This is a genomic window from Bacteroides acidifaciens (assembly GCF_024623065.1).
In the GTDB taxonomy this organism is placed as follows: Bacteria; Bacteroidota; Bacteroidia; order Bacteroidales; family Bacteroidaceae; genus Bacteroides; species Bacteroides acidifaciens.
Map to the genome: position 1 here is coordinate 101183 of NZ_JANJZR010000004.1, position 15488 is coordinate 116670.

The 15488-nt window shown below is 43.5% G+C and carries 15 protein-coding genes; 13 read left to right on the forward strand and 2 right to left on the reverse strand.

Annotation, left to right across the window (positions count from 1 at the left end):
• Positions 1–15 precede the first annotated feature (15 nt).
• The 13 genes from NSB03_RS02035 (at position 16) to NSB03_RS02095 (ending at position 13912) form a co-directional block, all read left to right on the forward strand.
• A complete protein-coding gene (locus tag NSB03_RS02035; RefSeq protein WP_024986271.1) occupies positions 16–1341 on the forward strand; it encodes a hypothetical protein in 1326 nt (441 codons plus the stop codon).
• Between the two features lie 43 nt (positions 1342–1384).
• A complete protein-coding gene (gene lptC / locus NSB03_RS02040; RefSeq protein WP_024986270.1) occupies positions 1385–1999 on the forward strand; it encodes an LPS export ABC transporter periplasmic protein LptC in 615 nt (204 codons plus the stop codon).
• Positions 2000–2052: 53 nt separating this feature from the next.
• A complete protein-coding gene (locus NSB03_RS02045; RefSeq protein WP_024986269.1) occupies positions 2053–3309 on the forward strand; it encodes a hemolysin family protein in 1257 nt (418 codons plus the stop codon).
• A gap of 119 nt (positions 3310–3428) precedes the next feature.
• Positions 3429–5570: a peptidylprolyl isomerase gene (locus tag NSB03_RS02050; protein WP_024986268.1), complete on the forward strand. Its 2142-nt coding sequence runs from the start codon at positions 3429–3431 to the stop codon at positions 5568–5570.
• Positions 5571–5713: 143 nt separating this feature from the next.
• Positions 5714–6748: a dual-specificity RNA methyltransferase RlmN gene (gene rlmN, locus NSB03_RS02055; protein WP_024986267.1), complete on the forward strand. Its 1035-nt coding sequence runs from the start codon at positions 5714–5716 to the stop codon at positions 6746–6748.
• Between the two features lie 18 nt (positions 6749–6766).
• On the forward strand, positions 6767–7807 hold the full coding sequence (locus tag NSB03_RS02060) for a DUF4837 family protein (RefSeq protein WP_135036921.1): 1041 nt from the start codon (positions 6767–6769) through the stop codon (positions 7805–7807).
• 4 nt (positions 7808–7811) lie between these two features.
• Positions 7812–8906 carry a 4-hydroxythreonine-4-phosphate dehydrogenase PdxA gene (gene pdxA / locus NSB03_RS02065; RefSeq protein ID WP_024986265.1) on the forward strand — a complete coding sequence of 365 codons (1095 nt, stop codon included), beginning with the start codon at positions 7812–7814 and terminating at the stop codon, positions 8904–8906.
• 8 nt (positions 8907–8914) lie between these two features.
• Positions 8915–10159 carry a sigma-54 interaction domain-containing protein gene (locus tag NSB03_RS02070; protein WP_024986264.1) on the forward strand — a complete coding sequence of 415 codons (1245 nt, stop codon included), beginning with the start codon at positions 8915–8917 and terminating at the stop codon, positions 10157–10159.
• Positions 10146–10673 (forward strand): LPS assembly lipoprotein LptE, encoded by a 528-nt coding sequence (lptE, locus tag NSB03_RS02075; protein ID WP_024986263.1) that lies wholly within the window; start codon positions 10146–10148, stop codon positions 10671–10673. Before NSB03_RS02070 ends, lptE begins: the two co-directional genes overlap by 14 nt.
• A gap of 5 nt (positions 10674–10678) precedes the next feature.
• Positions 10679–11437 (forward strand): DUF8458 domain-containing protein, encoded by a 759-nt coding sequence (locus tag NSB03_RS02080; RefSeq protein WP_024986262.1) that lies wholly within the window; start codon positions 10679–10681, stop codon positions 11435–11437.
• Between the two features lie 6 nt (positions 11438–11443).
• A complete protein-coding gene (secG, locus tag NSB03_RS02085) occupies positions 11444–11791 on the forward strand; it encodes a preprotein translocase subunit SecG (RefSeq protein WP_024986261.1) in 348 nt (115 codons plus the stop codon).
• A 128-nt stretch (positions 11792–11919) separates the two neighbouring features.
• Positions 11920–13536 carry an MFS transporter gene (locus NSB03_RS02090; RefSeq protein ID WP_024986260.1) on the forward strand — a complete coding sequence of 539 codons (1617 nt, stop codon included), beginning with the start codon at positions 11920–11922 and terminating at the stop codon, positions 13534–13536.
• A gap of 25 nt (positions 13537–13561) precedes the next feature.
• Positions 13562–13912: a PqqD family protein gene (locus NSB03_RS02095; protein WP_024986259.1), complete on the forward strand. Its 351-nt coding sequence runs from the start codon at positions 13562–13564 to the stop codon at positions 13910–13912.
• A gap of 183 nt (positions 13913–14095) precedes the next feature.
• On the opposite strand, the gene NSB03_RS02100 is transcribed toward NSB03_RS02095, so the two are convergent.
• Complete coding sequence (locus NSB03_RS02100) at positions 14096–14380, reverse strand: hypothetical protein (protein WP_065537950.1); 285 nt, start codon at positions 14378–14380, stop codon at positions 14096–14098.
• Positions 14381–14416: 36 nt separating this feature from the next.
• On the reverse strand, positions 14417–15484 hold the full coding sequence (locus NSB03_RS02105; RefSeq protein WP_024986258.1) for a DUF4831 family protein: 1068 nt from the start codon (positions 15482–15484) through the stop codon (positions 14417–14419).
• Between the last annotated feature and the right edge of the window lie 4 nt (positions 15485–15488).

Here is a 15488-nt window from a genome sequence, read left to right on the forward strand (position 1 = left end):
TAAAATTTAAATACAATGAAGATTAAAACGCTTGTGGCTATGTTGGTCCTTTCAGCAGGGGCAACCACTGCAATAGCACAGGATGCGTCTAACTGTAATTCAAACAGTAGTATTTCGCATGAAGCTGTGCGTGCAGGTAATTTTAAAGATGCGTATACTCCTTGGAAAGCTGTGTTGGAAAACTGTCCGACGCTTCGTTTCTATACATTTACTGACGGATATAAAATTCTGAAAGGCTTGATGGGACAAATCAAGGACAAGAATAATCCGGAATACCAGAAATATTTTAATGAATTGATGAATACGCATGATTTGCGTATTAAATACACACCTGACTTTTTGGCTAAAGGTACCAAAGTATCTTCTGCTGACGAAGCATTGGGTATCAAAGCAGTAGATTATATTGCTTTTGCTCCGAAAATTGACGTAAATCAGGCTTATCAATGGTTGAGCCAGTCTGTTAATGCAGTGAAAGCCGAATCGGCTGCTGCTACTTTGTTCTATTTTCTGCAAATGTCATTGGACAAACTGAAAGCAGATCCTACTCATAAGGAACAATTCATTCAGGATTATCTGGCTGCTTCCGAATATGCCGATGGTGCTATTGCTACTGAAACCAGCGAAGCGAAGAAGAAAAACTTGCAAGGAATCAAAGACAACTTGGTTGCTTTGTTTGTAAACAGTGGTACTGCTGATTGCGAATCATTGCAAGGTATCTATGGCCCGAAAGTGGAAGCAAACCAGAACGATTTGGAATACTTGAAGAAAGTAATCGACATCATGAAAATGATGAAATGTACTGAAAGCGAAGCTTACCAACAGGCGGCTTATTATTCATATAAGATAGAACCGACTGCAGAAGCTGCTACCGGATGTGCTTACCAGGCATTTAAGAAGGGTGATATTGACGGTGCTGTGAAGTTCTTTGACGAAGCTGTGAATCTGGAAACAGACAATATGGCGAAGGCTGAAAAAGCATATGCTGCTGCTGCTGTTTTGGCTTCTGCCAAAAAACTGTCTCAAGCAAGAGCGTATTGCCAAAAAGCTATTAGCCTTAACGAAAACTACGGTGCTCCATATATCCTGATTGCCAATCTTTATGCAATGAGCCCTAACTGGAGCGACGAATCTGCTTTGAACAAATGTACTTATTTTGCAGTGATCGACAAACTGCAACGTGCAAAACAAGTAGATCCGAGCGTAGCTGAAGAAGCTAACAAATTGATCGGTAGATATTCTGGCCATACTCCGCAAGCTAAAGACCTGTTTATGTTAGGTTACAAACAAGGCGATCGCATCACTATCGGCGGATGGATCGGAGAGACTACAACGATTAGATAAATGTATGTTGCGAAAACGAAGTAAACGTTTGTTGCATAAAAGCATGAGCATAACAATTGTCCTTGGGACAATTGTTATGCTTCTTTTATTTCCCTCATGCGGCGGTAAGACGAAAGCGGTGGGTGAGGCTATCACCGAGCGCGATTCTCTTCCGATGATGAAAACATTGGGGGTTACAACTCTTATATCCGATTCCGGAGTGACGCGTTATAGGGTGAGTACGGAAGAGTGGGAGGTCTACGACCGTAAGAAACCTTCTTATTGGGCATTTGAAAAAGGAGTATATCTTGAGCAGTTCGACTCTATCTTTCATGTAGAAGCCAGTATCAAAGCGGATACTGCCTATTATTATAATAAAGAAAGGCTTTGGAAGCTGATAGGGAATGTCGATATACAAAATCGGAAAGGCGAACGTTTTAATACGGAACTGCTTTACTGGAACGAAGCCACTCAAAAAGTATATTCCGACAAGTTCATACGTATCCAACAACCGGATAGAATTATTACCGGACATGGCTTCGACTCCAATCAACAAATGACTGTTTATACCATTCATAATATAGAAGGCATCTTCTATGTGGACGATGAAGCGGGTGCCCCGTCTCAGCCGGAAACAAAAGCATTGCCGGATTCTGTGAATAAAGATGCTGCGAAATAGGCGAAGTAATATCAATTGTACCTCGTGAATCGTCTAATCGTAAATCAAAACTTATGAATATTTATATCTCGCTTATAATCACCATGGTCTTCTCCGCTTTCTTTTCGGGAATGGAGATCGCTTTTGTCTCAGTAGATAAACTGCGTTTTGAAATGGAACGCAAGGGCGGAATAACGTCCCGTATCCTTTCTGTCTTTTTCAAGAATCCAAATGAATTTATCTCTACCATGTTGGTGGGGAACAATATCGCGCTGGTTATCTACGGTATCCTGATGGCGCAGATAATCGGCGATAATCTGTTGTCGGGATTCATAGAAAATCATTTTTTGATGGTGTTGGCGCAGACCGTCATTTCTACCTTGATTATATTGGTGACTGGAGAGTTCCTGCCGAAAACGCTCTTCAAGATCAATCCCAATCTGGTATTGAATATTTTTGCAGTTCCGCTGATTGTTTGTTATGTTGTTCTGTATCCTGTTTCTAAATTTGCATCCGGTGTGTCCTGTTTGTTCCTTTGGCTTTTTGGAATGAAAATGGATAAAGATGCGTCTGATATAGCTTTTGGAAAGGTGGATCTGGATTACTTTGTGCAGAGTAGTATCGACAATGCTGAGAATGAAGAGGAACTGGACACGGAAGTGAAAATCTTTCAGAATGCGCTTGATTTCTCAAATATAAAAATCCGTGACTGTATCGTCCCGCGCACGGAAGTAGTGGCTGTTGACCTGACTACTTCGTTGGATGAGTTGAAGAGCCGTTTTATTGAGTCCGGCATATCCAAGATTATCGTATATGATGGGAATATCGACAATGTGGTCGGATATATCCATTCGTCAGAAATGTTCCGTGCTCCGAAAGATTGGCACGACAATGTGAAGCAGGTGCCGATTGTTCCTGAGACGATGTCTGCCCATAAATTGATGAAGTTGTTCATGCAACAGAAGAAAACGATTGCTGTAGTGGTGGATGAATTCGGCGGGACGTCCGGTATTGTGTCGTTGGAAGATTTGGTAGAAGAAATTTTTGGTGATATAGAAGACGAGCACGACAATACTTCTTATATCTGCAAGCAGATTGAGGAACGCGAGTATGTATTGTCCGCCCGTTTGGAAATAGAAAAGGTCAACGAAACTTTCGGGCTTGATTTGCCCGAGTCGGACGAATATCTGACGGTGGGTGGATTGATTCTTAACCAATATCAGAGTTTCCCGAAATTGCATGAAGTCATACAAGTAGGACGCTATCAGTTCAAGATAATTAAGGTTACAGCGACAAAAATAGAACTTGTGCGCTTGAAAGTTTTGGAATAATAGCGATATTCAAGAAATTTTTGGCTAATAAATGGATGCATATTAGCATTTTTTGTATCTTCGTGCGCTAAAACGACAAAAGAAAGAAATAATAATAAACATAAATCGTATTAATCAAAATGGCAACGTTACAAAACATTAGGTCGAAAGGACCTTTATTGGTGATTGTTATCGGCTTGGCGCTGTTTGCTTTCATTGCGGGTGATGCATGGAAGGTAATGCAGCCGCATCAGGCGCATGACGTAGGTGAGGTGAACGGAGACGCTCTTTCCGCTCAGGAGTATCAGAATTTGGTAGAAGAATATACTGAAGTGGTGAAACTCATGCGTGGAGTGACCGCCTTGAACGACGACCAAACCAACCAGGTGCGCGACGAAGTATGGCGTTCCTACGTAAACAATAAACTGATTGAAAAAGAAGCTAAAGCATTGGGACTGACTGTCTCTACTGCTGAAATTCAGGATATCCTGAAAGCTGGTGTTCATCCTTTGCTGAGACAGACTCCTTTCCAAAATCCGCAAACAGGAAACTTCGACAAAGATATGCTGAACAAGTTCCTCGTTGAATATGCGAAAATGAGTGAATCCCAGATGCCGGCACAGTATGCAGAACAGTACAACAATATGTATAAATACTGGTCGTTCATCCAAAAGACATTGATCCAAAGCCGTCTGGCAGAAAAATATCAGGCATTGGTGTCTAAGGCTCTTCTTTCTAATCCGGTAGAAGCACAGGATGCTTTTGACGCAAGAGTAAATCAATACAATGTACTGTTGGCAGGCGTTCCTTATTCTTCGGTAGTAGACTCTACTATCGTAGTGAAAGAATCGGAACTGAAAGAACTGTACAACAAGAAGAAAGAGCAATTCAAACAATATCAGGAAACTCGTGACATCAAATACATTGATGTGCAGGTGACTGCCAGCGCAGAAGATAGAGCTGCTATCCAGAAGGAAGTGGACGAAGCGACTGCACAGTTGGCTGCTACGACAGGCGATTATACATCTTTCGTTCGTTCAGTGGGTTCCGAAGCTCCTTATGTAGATTTGTTCTATAACAAGACTGCATTCCCGTCAGATGTAGTGGCACGTTTGGATTCAGCTTCCGTAGGTACTGTTTACGGTCCTTACTATAATGGCACTGATAATACTATCAATTCTTTCAAGATAGTTGCCAAGGCTGCTGCTGCCGATTCTGTCGAATTCCGTCAGATTCAGGTATATGCAGAAGACGCAGTGAAGACAAAGACATTGGCTGATAGTATCTACAACGCTATCAAAGGTGGTGCCAATTTCGCAGACCTGGCTAAGAAGTACGGTCAGACAGGTGACGCTAACTGGTTGACTGCCGCACAGTATGAAGGTGCGCAAATCGACGGTGACAACCTGAAATTCATCTCTGCTATCAATAATACAGGTGTGAATGAACTGGTGAACTTACCGATGGGACAAGCAAACGTAATTCTTCAGGTGACTAACAAGAAATCTGTAAAAGACAAATATAAAGTAGCTGTCATCAAGCGTGAAGTAGAGTTCAGCAAGGAAACTTACAATCGTGCTTACAACGATTTCAGCCAGTTTATCGCTGCTAATCCTACTGTAGAGAAGATGGTAGCCAGCGCTGAAGAAGCCGGATACAGACTGCTTGATAGAGCAGACTTGAACAGTTCAGAACACGGTATTGGTGGTGTGAGAGGTACAAAAGAAGCCTTGAGATGGGTCTTTGATAAAGCTAAACCGGGTGAAGTTTCGGGTCTGTACGAATGTGGCGAAAGCGACCACATGGTCGTAGTAGGTCTGGTGAACATCAAGCCGGAAGGATACCGTCCGTTGAAAGCCGTACAGGAACAGTTGAGAGCTGAAATCGTTAAAGATAAGAAAGCGGAAAAGATTATGGCTGACATGAAAGCTGCCAATGCAACTTCATTCGACCAGTATAAGTCTATGACCAACGCTGTAAGCGACTCTTTGAAGATGGTTACATTCGCAGCTCCTGCTTACGTATCTGCATTGCGCAGCAGCGAACCGCTGGTAGGTGCTTATGCTTCCGTATCCGAAGCGAACAAATTGAGTGCACCTATTAAGGGTAACGCCGGAGTATTTGTTCTGCAAGTATATGGCAAAGATAAACTGAACGAAACTTTCGATGCAAAAACAGAAGAAGCTACATTGGCTAATATGCACGCTCGTTTCGCCAGCCGTCTGATGAACGACTTGTATCTGAAAGCGAATGTGAAAGATACACGTTTCTTGTTCTTCTAAGATTAAATCGTATAAACGATAACTGCAAAAGGTCGTTCCTCTTTCGGGAACGACCTTTTTTTGTTAACTTTTACATTATCGCTATACGGAAATCGACTTTATTTCCTTACATTTGCAAATATAAACCATGAACGGAAAGAATAATGTCTAAATATCCTCTTTTAGGAATGAACCTTGTGGAGCTTCAATCGTTGGTGAAAAGACTCGGTATGCCCGGTTTTGCCGCCAAGCAGATTGCATCCTGGCTTTACGAAAAGAAAGTGACTTCGATTGACGAAATGACAAATTTGTCATTGAAACATCGGGAGTTGCTCAAGCAGAACTATGAGGTAGGGGCAGCCGCTCCGGTAGATGAAATGCGTTCTGTAGACGGCACAGTGAAGTACTTGTACAGGGCCGGCGAGAATCATTTTGTCGAATCGGTTTATATTCCCGATGACGACCGGGCGACGCTGTGTGTCTCTTCGCAGGTAGGCTGTAAGATGAACTGTAAATTCTGTATGACGGGAAAACAGGGATATACCGCTAACCTGACTACCAATCAAATTATTAATCAAATCCATTCATTGCCGGAACGTGACAAGCTGACCAACGTAGTGATGATGGGAATGGGAGAGCCGCTCGATAATCTCGATGAAGTATTGAAAGCATTGGATATAATGACTGCTTCCTACGGATATGCATGGAGTCCGAAGCGCATCACTCTTTCCACGGTCGGCCTACGGAAAGGATTGCAGCGTTTTATAGAAGAGAGCGATTGCCACCTGGCCATCAGCCTGCACTCTCCGCTGACCGCTCAGCGTTCTGAACTGATGCCGGCGGAAAAGGCGTTCTCTATCACAGAAATGGTGGAACTGTTAAAAAACTATGATTTTAGCAAACAGCGCCGACTTTCATTTGAATATATTGTTTTTAAGGGGATTAATGATTCGCAAGTCTATGCAAAAGAGTTGTTGAAGCTTCTTCGCGGACTGGATTGCAGGGTGAACTTAATTCGTTTTCATGCCATACCGGGGGTAAATCTCGAAGGCGTGGATATGGACACGATGACCCGTTTTCGTGATTATCTGACATCACACGGGCTTTTCACCACTATCCGCTCTTCAAGAGGAGAAGATATTTTTGCAGCTTGCGGCATGTTGTCGACAGCGAAGCAGGAAGAGGAAAATAAAAGTTAACATATAAAACCGAATATCATGAAAAAGTACTTTTTTTATTTAAGCATCACTTTAGTGACTTTTGTGGTTAATTCTTGTGGTCTGAAAGGAAATCACACTTCTAGTGGACGTGCATATGAGCTCTTGGTAGTAGTAGATCATGGTGTTTGGGAACGTGCGGCTGGGAGGGCTTTGCATGATGCACTTGATTCTGATATGCCCGGTTTGCCGCAATCGGAACCTTCTTTCCGTATTATGTATACTTCGCCGAAAGATTATGATTCTACGTTGAAACTGATACGTAACATTATTATTGTAGATATACAAGACATATATACGAAAGCCTCTTTCAAATATGCGAAAGATGTGTATGCTAATCCGCAGATGATTCTGACTATCCAGGCTCCGAACGAAGAAGAGTTCGAGAAATTTGTAAAAGAGAACAGAAATACGATTATAGACTTTTTTACCCGTGCGGAAATGAATCGTCAAATCATTTTGCTTGAAGAAAAGCATAGCAATTTTATCTCGCAGAAAGTAGATAGCTTGTTTGGATGTAACATTTGGCTGCCTGCCGAGTTGACCAACTCCAAGACCGGTGAAGATTTCTTTTGGGCTTCTACCAATACGGGTACTGCCGACCGTAATTTCGTAATGTACTCTTATCCTTATACTGACAAGGATACATTTACCAAAGAATATTTCGTTCACAAGCGCGATTCTGTGATGCAGGCCAATATTCCCGGATTTAAGGAAGGTGTTTATATGGCGACCGACAGCTTGTTGACAGATGTCCGCCCCATCAACGTACAGAACAGCTACACACTCGAAGCGCGCGGACTATGGCGTATGAAAGGCGACTTCATGGGTGGTCCGTATGTATCGCACACTCGCTTGGACGAGAAGAACCAACGGATTATTACAGCAGAAATATTTGTTTATTCACCGGATAAAATGAAACGCAACTTGGTTCGCCAAATGGAAGCATCTCTTTATACACTGAAACTTCCTAATGAAGTTCAGCAGAATCAGATTCCATTGGGCGGAGTAACCAAAGAGGCGGAACAAACTAATAAATAAAAGCATGGAAGATAGCAAAATAAGAATTGGTATTACTCAGGGAGATATAAACGGGGTAGGCTATGAAGTGATTTTAAAGACATTTTCAGACCCTACCATGTTGGAATTTTGCACACCGATTATTTACGGCTCACCAAAAGTGGCCGCTTATCATCGGAAAGCATTGGATATACAGACTAACTTCAGTATTATCAATACGGCTTCCGAAGCAGGATACAATCGTTTGAGCGTATTGAATTGTACGGACGATGAAGTGAAAGTAGAATTTTCCAAACCCGATCCAGAAGCAGGTAAAGCTGCATTGGGAGCTTTGGAACGTGCCATTGAAGACTATCGTGAAGGCTTGATTGACGTTATCGTAACGGCTCCTATCAATAAACATATGATCCATTCGGAAGAGTTCTCATTTCCCGGACATACGGAGTATATCGAAGAACGTCTGGGCAATGGCGACAAGTCATTGATGATCTTGATGAAGAATGATTTTCGTGTAGCTTTGGTGACGACGCATATTCCTGTCAGGGAGATTGCGACTACGATAACCAAAGAACTGATTCAAGAGAAACTGATGATATTCCATCATTGCTTGAAACAGGATTTCGGAATCGGTGCACCGCGCATTGCAGTGCTGTCTCTCAATCCTCATGCCGGCGACGGTGGACTGTTGGGGATGGAAGAACAGGAAGTAATTATCCCTGCAATGAAGGAAATGGAAGAAAAAGGAATTCTTTGCTACGGCCCTTATGCAGCCGATGGCTTTATGGGCTCGGGCAATTATACGCATTTCGACGGTATTTTGGCTATGTACCACGATCAGGGTCTGGCTCCGTTCAAGGCATTGGCTATGGACGATGGAGTGAACTATACGGCAGGTCTTCCGGTTGTGCGCACTTCTCCGGCTCATGGCACTGCCTATGATATTGCAGGTCAAGGACTGGCAAGTGAAGATTCTTTCCGTCAGGCAATCTATGTTGCCATTGACGTGTTTCGCAATCGTCAGCGGGAGAAAGTGGCCCGTGCGAATCCGTTGCGGAAGCAGTATTACGAGAAGCGGGATGATAGCGATAAACTAAAACTGGATACAGTAGACGAAGATTAAAAGAAGTAATGACAAGAGCGGAGATACAACAAGTGAAACAGCGTTTCGGTATTATTGGTAATACCGAAGCATTGTCACGTGCCATCGATGTTGCCATTCAGGTAGCTCCTACCGATTTGTCCGTGCTGATTACAGGAGAAAGCGGTGTTGGAAAGGAGAGTTTTCCACAGATTATTCATCAATACAGCCGGAGAAAGCACGGGCAGTATATTGCCGTCAACTGCGGGGCTATCCCCGAAGGTACGATTGATTCCGAACTGTTCGGCCATGAGAAAGGCGCTTTTACTGGTGCTATCGGTGAACGGAAAGGATACTTCGGTGAAGCGGACGGTGGTACTATTTTCCTCGATGAAGTAGGAGAGTTGCCGATGCCTACTCAGGCACGTTTGCTTCGTGTCTTGGAGAGCGGTGAGTTTCTGAAAGTAGGTTCATCCAGGGTGCAAAAGACGGATGTGCGTATTGTGGCGGCTACCAATGTCAATCTTGTACAGGCCATTTCAGAGGGACGTTTCCGTGAAGACTTGTATTATCGGTTGAACACCGTGCCCATTCAGATACCGCCTTTGCGTGAGCGTGAAGAAGACGTGCTCCTGTTGTTCCGTAAATTTGCGGCGGACTTTGCGGAGAAATACCGGATGCCGGCTATTCAGTTGACGGAGGATGCGAAAAAGGAACTGCTGGCTTATTCGTGGCCGGGCAACGTGCGCCAGTTGAAAAATATCACGGAACAGATTTCGATTATCGAAACGAATAGGGAGATTAACGCTGCTATCTTGCAGACCTATCTTCCTACGCAAAATATGCAACGCCTTCCGGCATTGATGGGAACGCGTGAAAGCAAAGGCTTTGAGAGTGAACGGGAGATTCTTTATTCTGTTCTGTTCGATATGCGTCAGGAAGTGGCGGAACTGAAGAAGATGGTGCACAACCTGATGGCTGAACGTGCCGGACAAGTAAGCCAAGTAGGAGCGGTGGTTACCACTCCAGTGATGACGGCTGCCCATCAACCTTCCGTGCCTGCCATTATTCATGCTGTACAGCCACCTCAACCCACTGTTTGCAGGGATGACGATGACATACAGGATACGGAGGAGTATGTTGAAGAAACACCGATGTCATTGGATGAAGTAGAAAAAGAAATGATACGCAAAGCGCTTGAGAGACATCACGGAAAACGGAAGAGTGCGGCTAAAGATTTGAATATTTCTGAGCGTACACTTTATAGAAAAATAAAAGAATATGATTTGGATTAAGAAGATAATACACCCTTTATTGCTGGTTGTTTTGCCGGTAGTGGTTATCGCATGTACTGTTTCCTATAAATTTAACGGTTCGTCTATCAATTATGATAAGGTGAAGACGATTTCCATTGCCGACTTTCCTATAAAGTCGGAGTACGTATACGCTCCGTTGGCAACGAAGTTTAATGAAGACTTGAAAGATATATTCATCCGCCAGACCCGTTTGCAGCTACTGAAACCAAACCAGAATGCGGACTTGCAGATTGACGGAGAAATCACGGGTTACAATCAGTACAATCAGGCAGTATCCGCTGATGGTTACTCTTCGGAAACGAAGCTGACCATTACAGTCAATGTACGCTTTGTCAACAACACAAACCATGCTGAAGACTTCGAACAACAATTCTCAGCTTTCCGTGTCTACGACTCCAGCCAACTGTTGACAGCCGTACAAGACGGGTTAATTGCTGAAATGTCTAAAGAGATAACTGACCAAATTTTTAATGCAACCGTAGCAAACTGGTAATTTAAATGACTTCCGCTAATTTTCAACAATGGATTCAGCATCCTGAAACGCTGAACAGGGACACTCTGTATGAACTGCGCAATCTTCTTGCAAGATATCCGTATTTTCAGTCGCTTCGCTTGCTGTATCTCAAAAACCTGTATATTCTGCATGATATTAATTTCGGTGGTGAACTGCGGAAAGCCGTTCTTTACATAGCCGACCGACGAAAGTTGTTCCAACTGATTGAAGGTAGCCGCTTTGACCTTCAATCCCGAAAAAAAGGGGTAGCACTGACGGAAGTGTTGAAAGACGAGCCGTCTGTAGACCGCACACTGGCATTGATTGATGCTTTCCTGTCCACGGCTCCCGAAGAAGTAACCGCCCAAACCGGATTTGACTACTCGATGGACTATACTTCTTACTTGCTCGAAGAGACTTCCGCTACGGATGCATCGGTAGAAGAAACTCCTAAACTAAAGGGGTTTGAACTGATTGACAACTTCATAGAAAAAAGCGAGAGTGACTCTCCCCGTACAATGAAACCTATGCGGGAAGAAACCGAAGCACTTGTTACTCCTTCAGATGAAACATGTGCGGAAGAAGAGTCAGATGATAGCTGTTTTACAGAAACTTTGGCTAAAATCTATGTTAAACAGCAACGATATTCGAAAGCACTTGAAATAATTAAAAAATTAAGTTTGAAATATCCAAAAAAAAATGCTTACTTTGCAGACCAAATCAGATTTTTGGAGAAATTGATTATTAACGCTAATTCAAAATAACTAAAAATGTACTTATTATTCGTTATCTTAATGGTGATTGCAGCCCTGTTGATGTGCTTCATCGTGCTGATTCAGAACTCAAAAGGGGGCGGACTTGCTTCCGGTTTTTCTTCATCCAACGCTATTATGGGCGTACGCAAGACTACAGATTTTCTGGAAAAAGCAACATGGGGTCTGGCTATTTTCATGGTTGTAATGAGCATTGCTACCGCTTATGTTGTTCCTCGTTCTGCCGTTGCTACAGACGCAGTGTTGGAACAAGCACAGAAAGAACAACAAACTAACCCGTATAACTTACCCGCAGGTACGGCTGCACCGCAGACAGACGCAGTTCAGCAGGATTCTGTTAACTAAGTTTTGTTACGGAGCTAAAATATTGGGGTTAAATCCGTTCAAAAGAGATGTGGGTATTGCTTGCATCTCTTTTTTATTAACATAAAACAAAAAAAACTGTGAAAACAACATTAAGAGATTCGGCAGCGATGCGATGGACCGTATTGCTGTTTCTGGCGTTTGCCATGTTCTGTTCATACATATTTATGGACATACTTTCTCCCATTAAAGATTTGATGCAATCCACACGTGGTTGGGACTCTACCGCCTTCGGTACGATGCAGGGTTCGGAAACTTTCTTGAACGTATTTGTATTCTTCCTTATTTTTGCGGGAATCATTCTCGACAAGATGGGCGTGCGTTTTACGGCTGTTTTATCGGGTGTGGTGATGTTGGTCGGAGCGGTTATCAATTGGTATGCCGTGACTACTGCCTTTGCCGGAAGCAATCTGGAGACTTGGTTTAATAACAATCTCAATTATATCCCGGTGTTCGATGAACTCGGTATTTCTCCTTTCTACAGGGGGATGCCTGCATCGGCAAAACTGTCTGCTGTGGGCTTCATGATATTTGGTTGTGGAGTTGAGATGGCAGGAATAACCGTTTCACGCGGTATCGTGAAGTGGTTTAAAGGTCGCGAGATGGCGTTAGCTATGGGGTCGGAGATGGCACTGGCACGCTTGGGAGTGGCTACATGTATGATTTTCTCACCGGTGTTTGCCAAGTTAGGTGGTGTCATTGATGTATCCCGTTCGGTAGCTTTCGGAGTTGTATTGTTGATGATAGCACTAATCATGTTCATTGTTTACTTCTTTATGGACAAAAAACTGGATGCACAAACCGGTGAAGCGGAAGAGAAAGATGATCCGTTTAAGATTAGTGATTTGGGTACGATTCTTAAAAGTAGCGGTTTTTGGTTGGTGGCGTTATTGTGCGTGCTTTACTATTCAGCCATTTTCCCGTTCCAAAAGTATGCCGTTAATATGTTGCAGTGTAATCTGACGTTTACCGAAGTGTCGCCCGATTCTTTTTGGGCTACCAATACGGTGACTATTATTCAGTATTGCATCATGTTGGTGGTGGCTGCTGCTGCGTTTGCCAGCAACTTCTCGAAGAATAAGAATTTGAAATCGGGGCTGTTGATGTTGGCGGTGGTAGCTTTGGTGGTGTTCTGTTATATGGGGTATATGCGTCAGAGTGCAGAGACGGTATTTGCCGTATTCCCTCTTTTGGCTGTTGGCATTACGCCGATTTTGGGTAACTATGTAGATCATAAAGGAAAAGCGGCGTCCATGCTGGTCATGGGATCTGTGCTGCTTATCCTCTGTCATCTTACTTTTGCATTCGTGTTGCCTGGTTTCAAAGGCAATCCGGTGGGTGGAATCATCGTTGCTTACCTCACTATCCTGGTGTTGGGAGCCAGTTTCTCGTTGGTTCCGGCTTCTTTGTGGCCGAGTGTGCCGAAATTGGTGGATGCAAAGATTATCGGTAGCGCGTATGCATTGATATTCTGGATACAGAACATCGGGTTGTGGCTTTTCCCGTTGCTTATCGGTAAGGTGCTCGACCGTACGAATCCGCAACTTGTCAGCGATTTGAAGAATGGTGTGATTACTCCCGAAGAGGCGGCTACTGCATATGACTATACGGTACCGTTGGTGATGTTGGCATGTCTTGGAGGGGCGGCACTGATTCTTGGTTTCGTGCTTAAGATAGTCGACAAGAAGAAGGGCTACGGACTGGAAGAACCCAATATAAAAGAATGATGTTATATGTAATAAAGAAAAACTGATGGCTGCTAAAGAGAAGATCAACCTGTTAGAGGTCATTCCCTGTCGCAGTGAACATATTACAGCAAAAAGGGAAGGGGAGACAATGGTGCTCTCCTTTCCTCGTTTTAAATATCCGTGGATGCAACGCTTCCTTGTGCCGAAAGGAATGTCGAAAGAACTTCATGTGAAATTGGAAGAACACGGTACGGCTGTATGGGAACTGATAGATGGAAAACGCAATGTTCGTGAGATTATAGAAAAACTCGCAGACCACTTTCAAAATGAAGAGGGTTACGAGTCGCGTGTATCGGCTTATCTTTCTCAAATGCAGAAAGATGGATTTATAAAACTGGTGATACCAGTCGTATAGATGGGAATTTTCAATTTCACCACAGAGGACACAGAGTTTTTCTCTTTCTCTCTTTCCGCAAGTAAAAACAGAGTGATAGATACGATTATATCGAACTGACGTTAAATACGTGAGACTCTGTATTACTCTGTAGTGAATAAAAAAGATTAAACCTCTGTGTCCTCCGTGTCCTCTGTGGTGAACTTATTTGATAAATACAGCCCAAAGTATGACCGCAATTGCTATCAGGACCCCCATGATAATAAGTGTTCCCCAAACAAAATAATTGCTGTCTTTCTCTTTCTTTTTCTCCGAGTCGTGGATGATACGTTCCATTTCTTCGGGAGTGGTGTTGGGTAATGGATAAGGTTCGTTGGTGCGGTTTAGATGCTTTAACTTATCGTTAGCACGTTCACGACGTAGGCGGGAAGCTTCCCGTCCTTCACTAAGCCGACGTATCATGTCGAGCATATATCCTTCACCACCCATATTCTTTGTTTTTTAGAAGTTTAGTTCCTCGTTTTTCTATTTCCCTTCTTCTCTGTCCACTTTGAGCAATCCTCCCGTATTCGGATCAAAATAAACTTTGATGGTAGAATTCTTGTTGAACAAAACCGGAGCCAGATATTCTATCACACCGAATTGAGTAATAGGAAGCTCACCTTCGTAAAGTTTCTTTTTACCGTCGGTCAGTGTAACCAGAGCTTGTCCGGGCACGTTGTAGGCGATTCCATCCAAATCTTTCTTCTTCTTACCGTCTTCCTGTGGTATCTTGACCGATTTCAGGTCTTTCAGACTGATATAAAACGGAGTTCCTGCCAAATCATGGTTGGCAACTACGCCCAACTTCTTCGAGAAGCGGAAGGCAACTTCATTGTTGAATTCCTTGTCAGGAGTAAGGCGGACGGTGAATGTTCTCTCTTCTTTGTTGCAGGTGCCGGAGAACATTTGTGTCATGGCTTCTTCCTGTGCATTCAGGTTGTCGAGCATAATTTTAAGCTGTGCTCCGTCTGAAGGCATATTGTCAGCCTGTCCGCGCAATAAGGCATTTTTGCTTTCGCGGATGTTATAGATTTCTTTAGCCACCAGCTCGGCCATCTTGGCGGTAGAGCTGGCCATCAGAATCTCTTCGGTCAGGAATTCGCGAGGATTTGCTTTCTTTTGGAGGACTGCGGGAGCGGGAGCAGCTTTTTTGCCTACACTGCTGTTGCTGTAAGGAACATTGATTGTTTTAACAATGCCATCCTCTGTCAGTTCCATGAGCGGTGCTACTGTCTTATCCTTCAATTTTACAAAATACGTAGTTTCGCTGTTGGGCACACCTATGGATTTCACTTTTACGCTAGCCAGTTCCCAATACTCTTCAGGGTTGGCGGAGACGTTGGTCAGTCGCAGGTAACGATCAGCATATTTGCTGAATTCTCCGGGAGTATAGTTGACTTTGTTGGCTTTTATTTCAAGTTCTATCTGGGTTTTTGGAAGACTGTAAACCACTCCATAGTCTTTTCCCTGGGTAACTCCCGTCAGTACTTCGGTTTGCGCATAGGCGGACGTTGTCATAAGTAGTCCTGCTGCTATAATCAACTTTTTCATATTC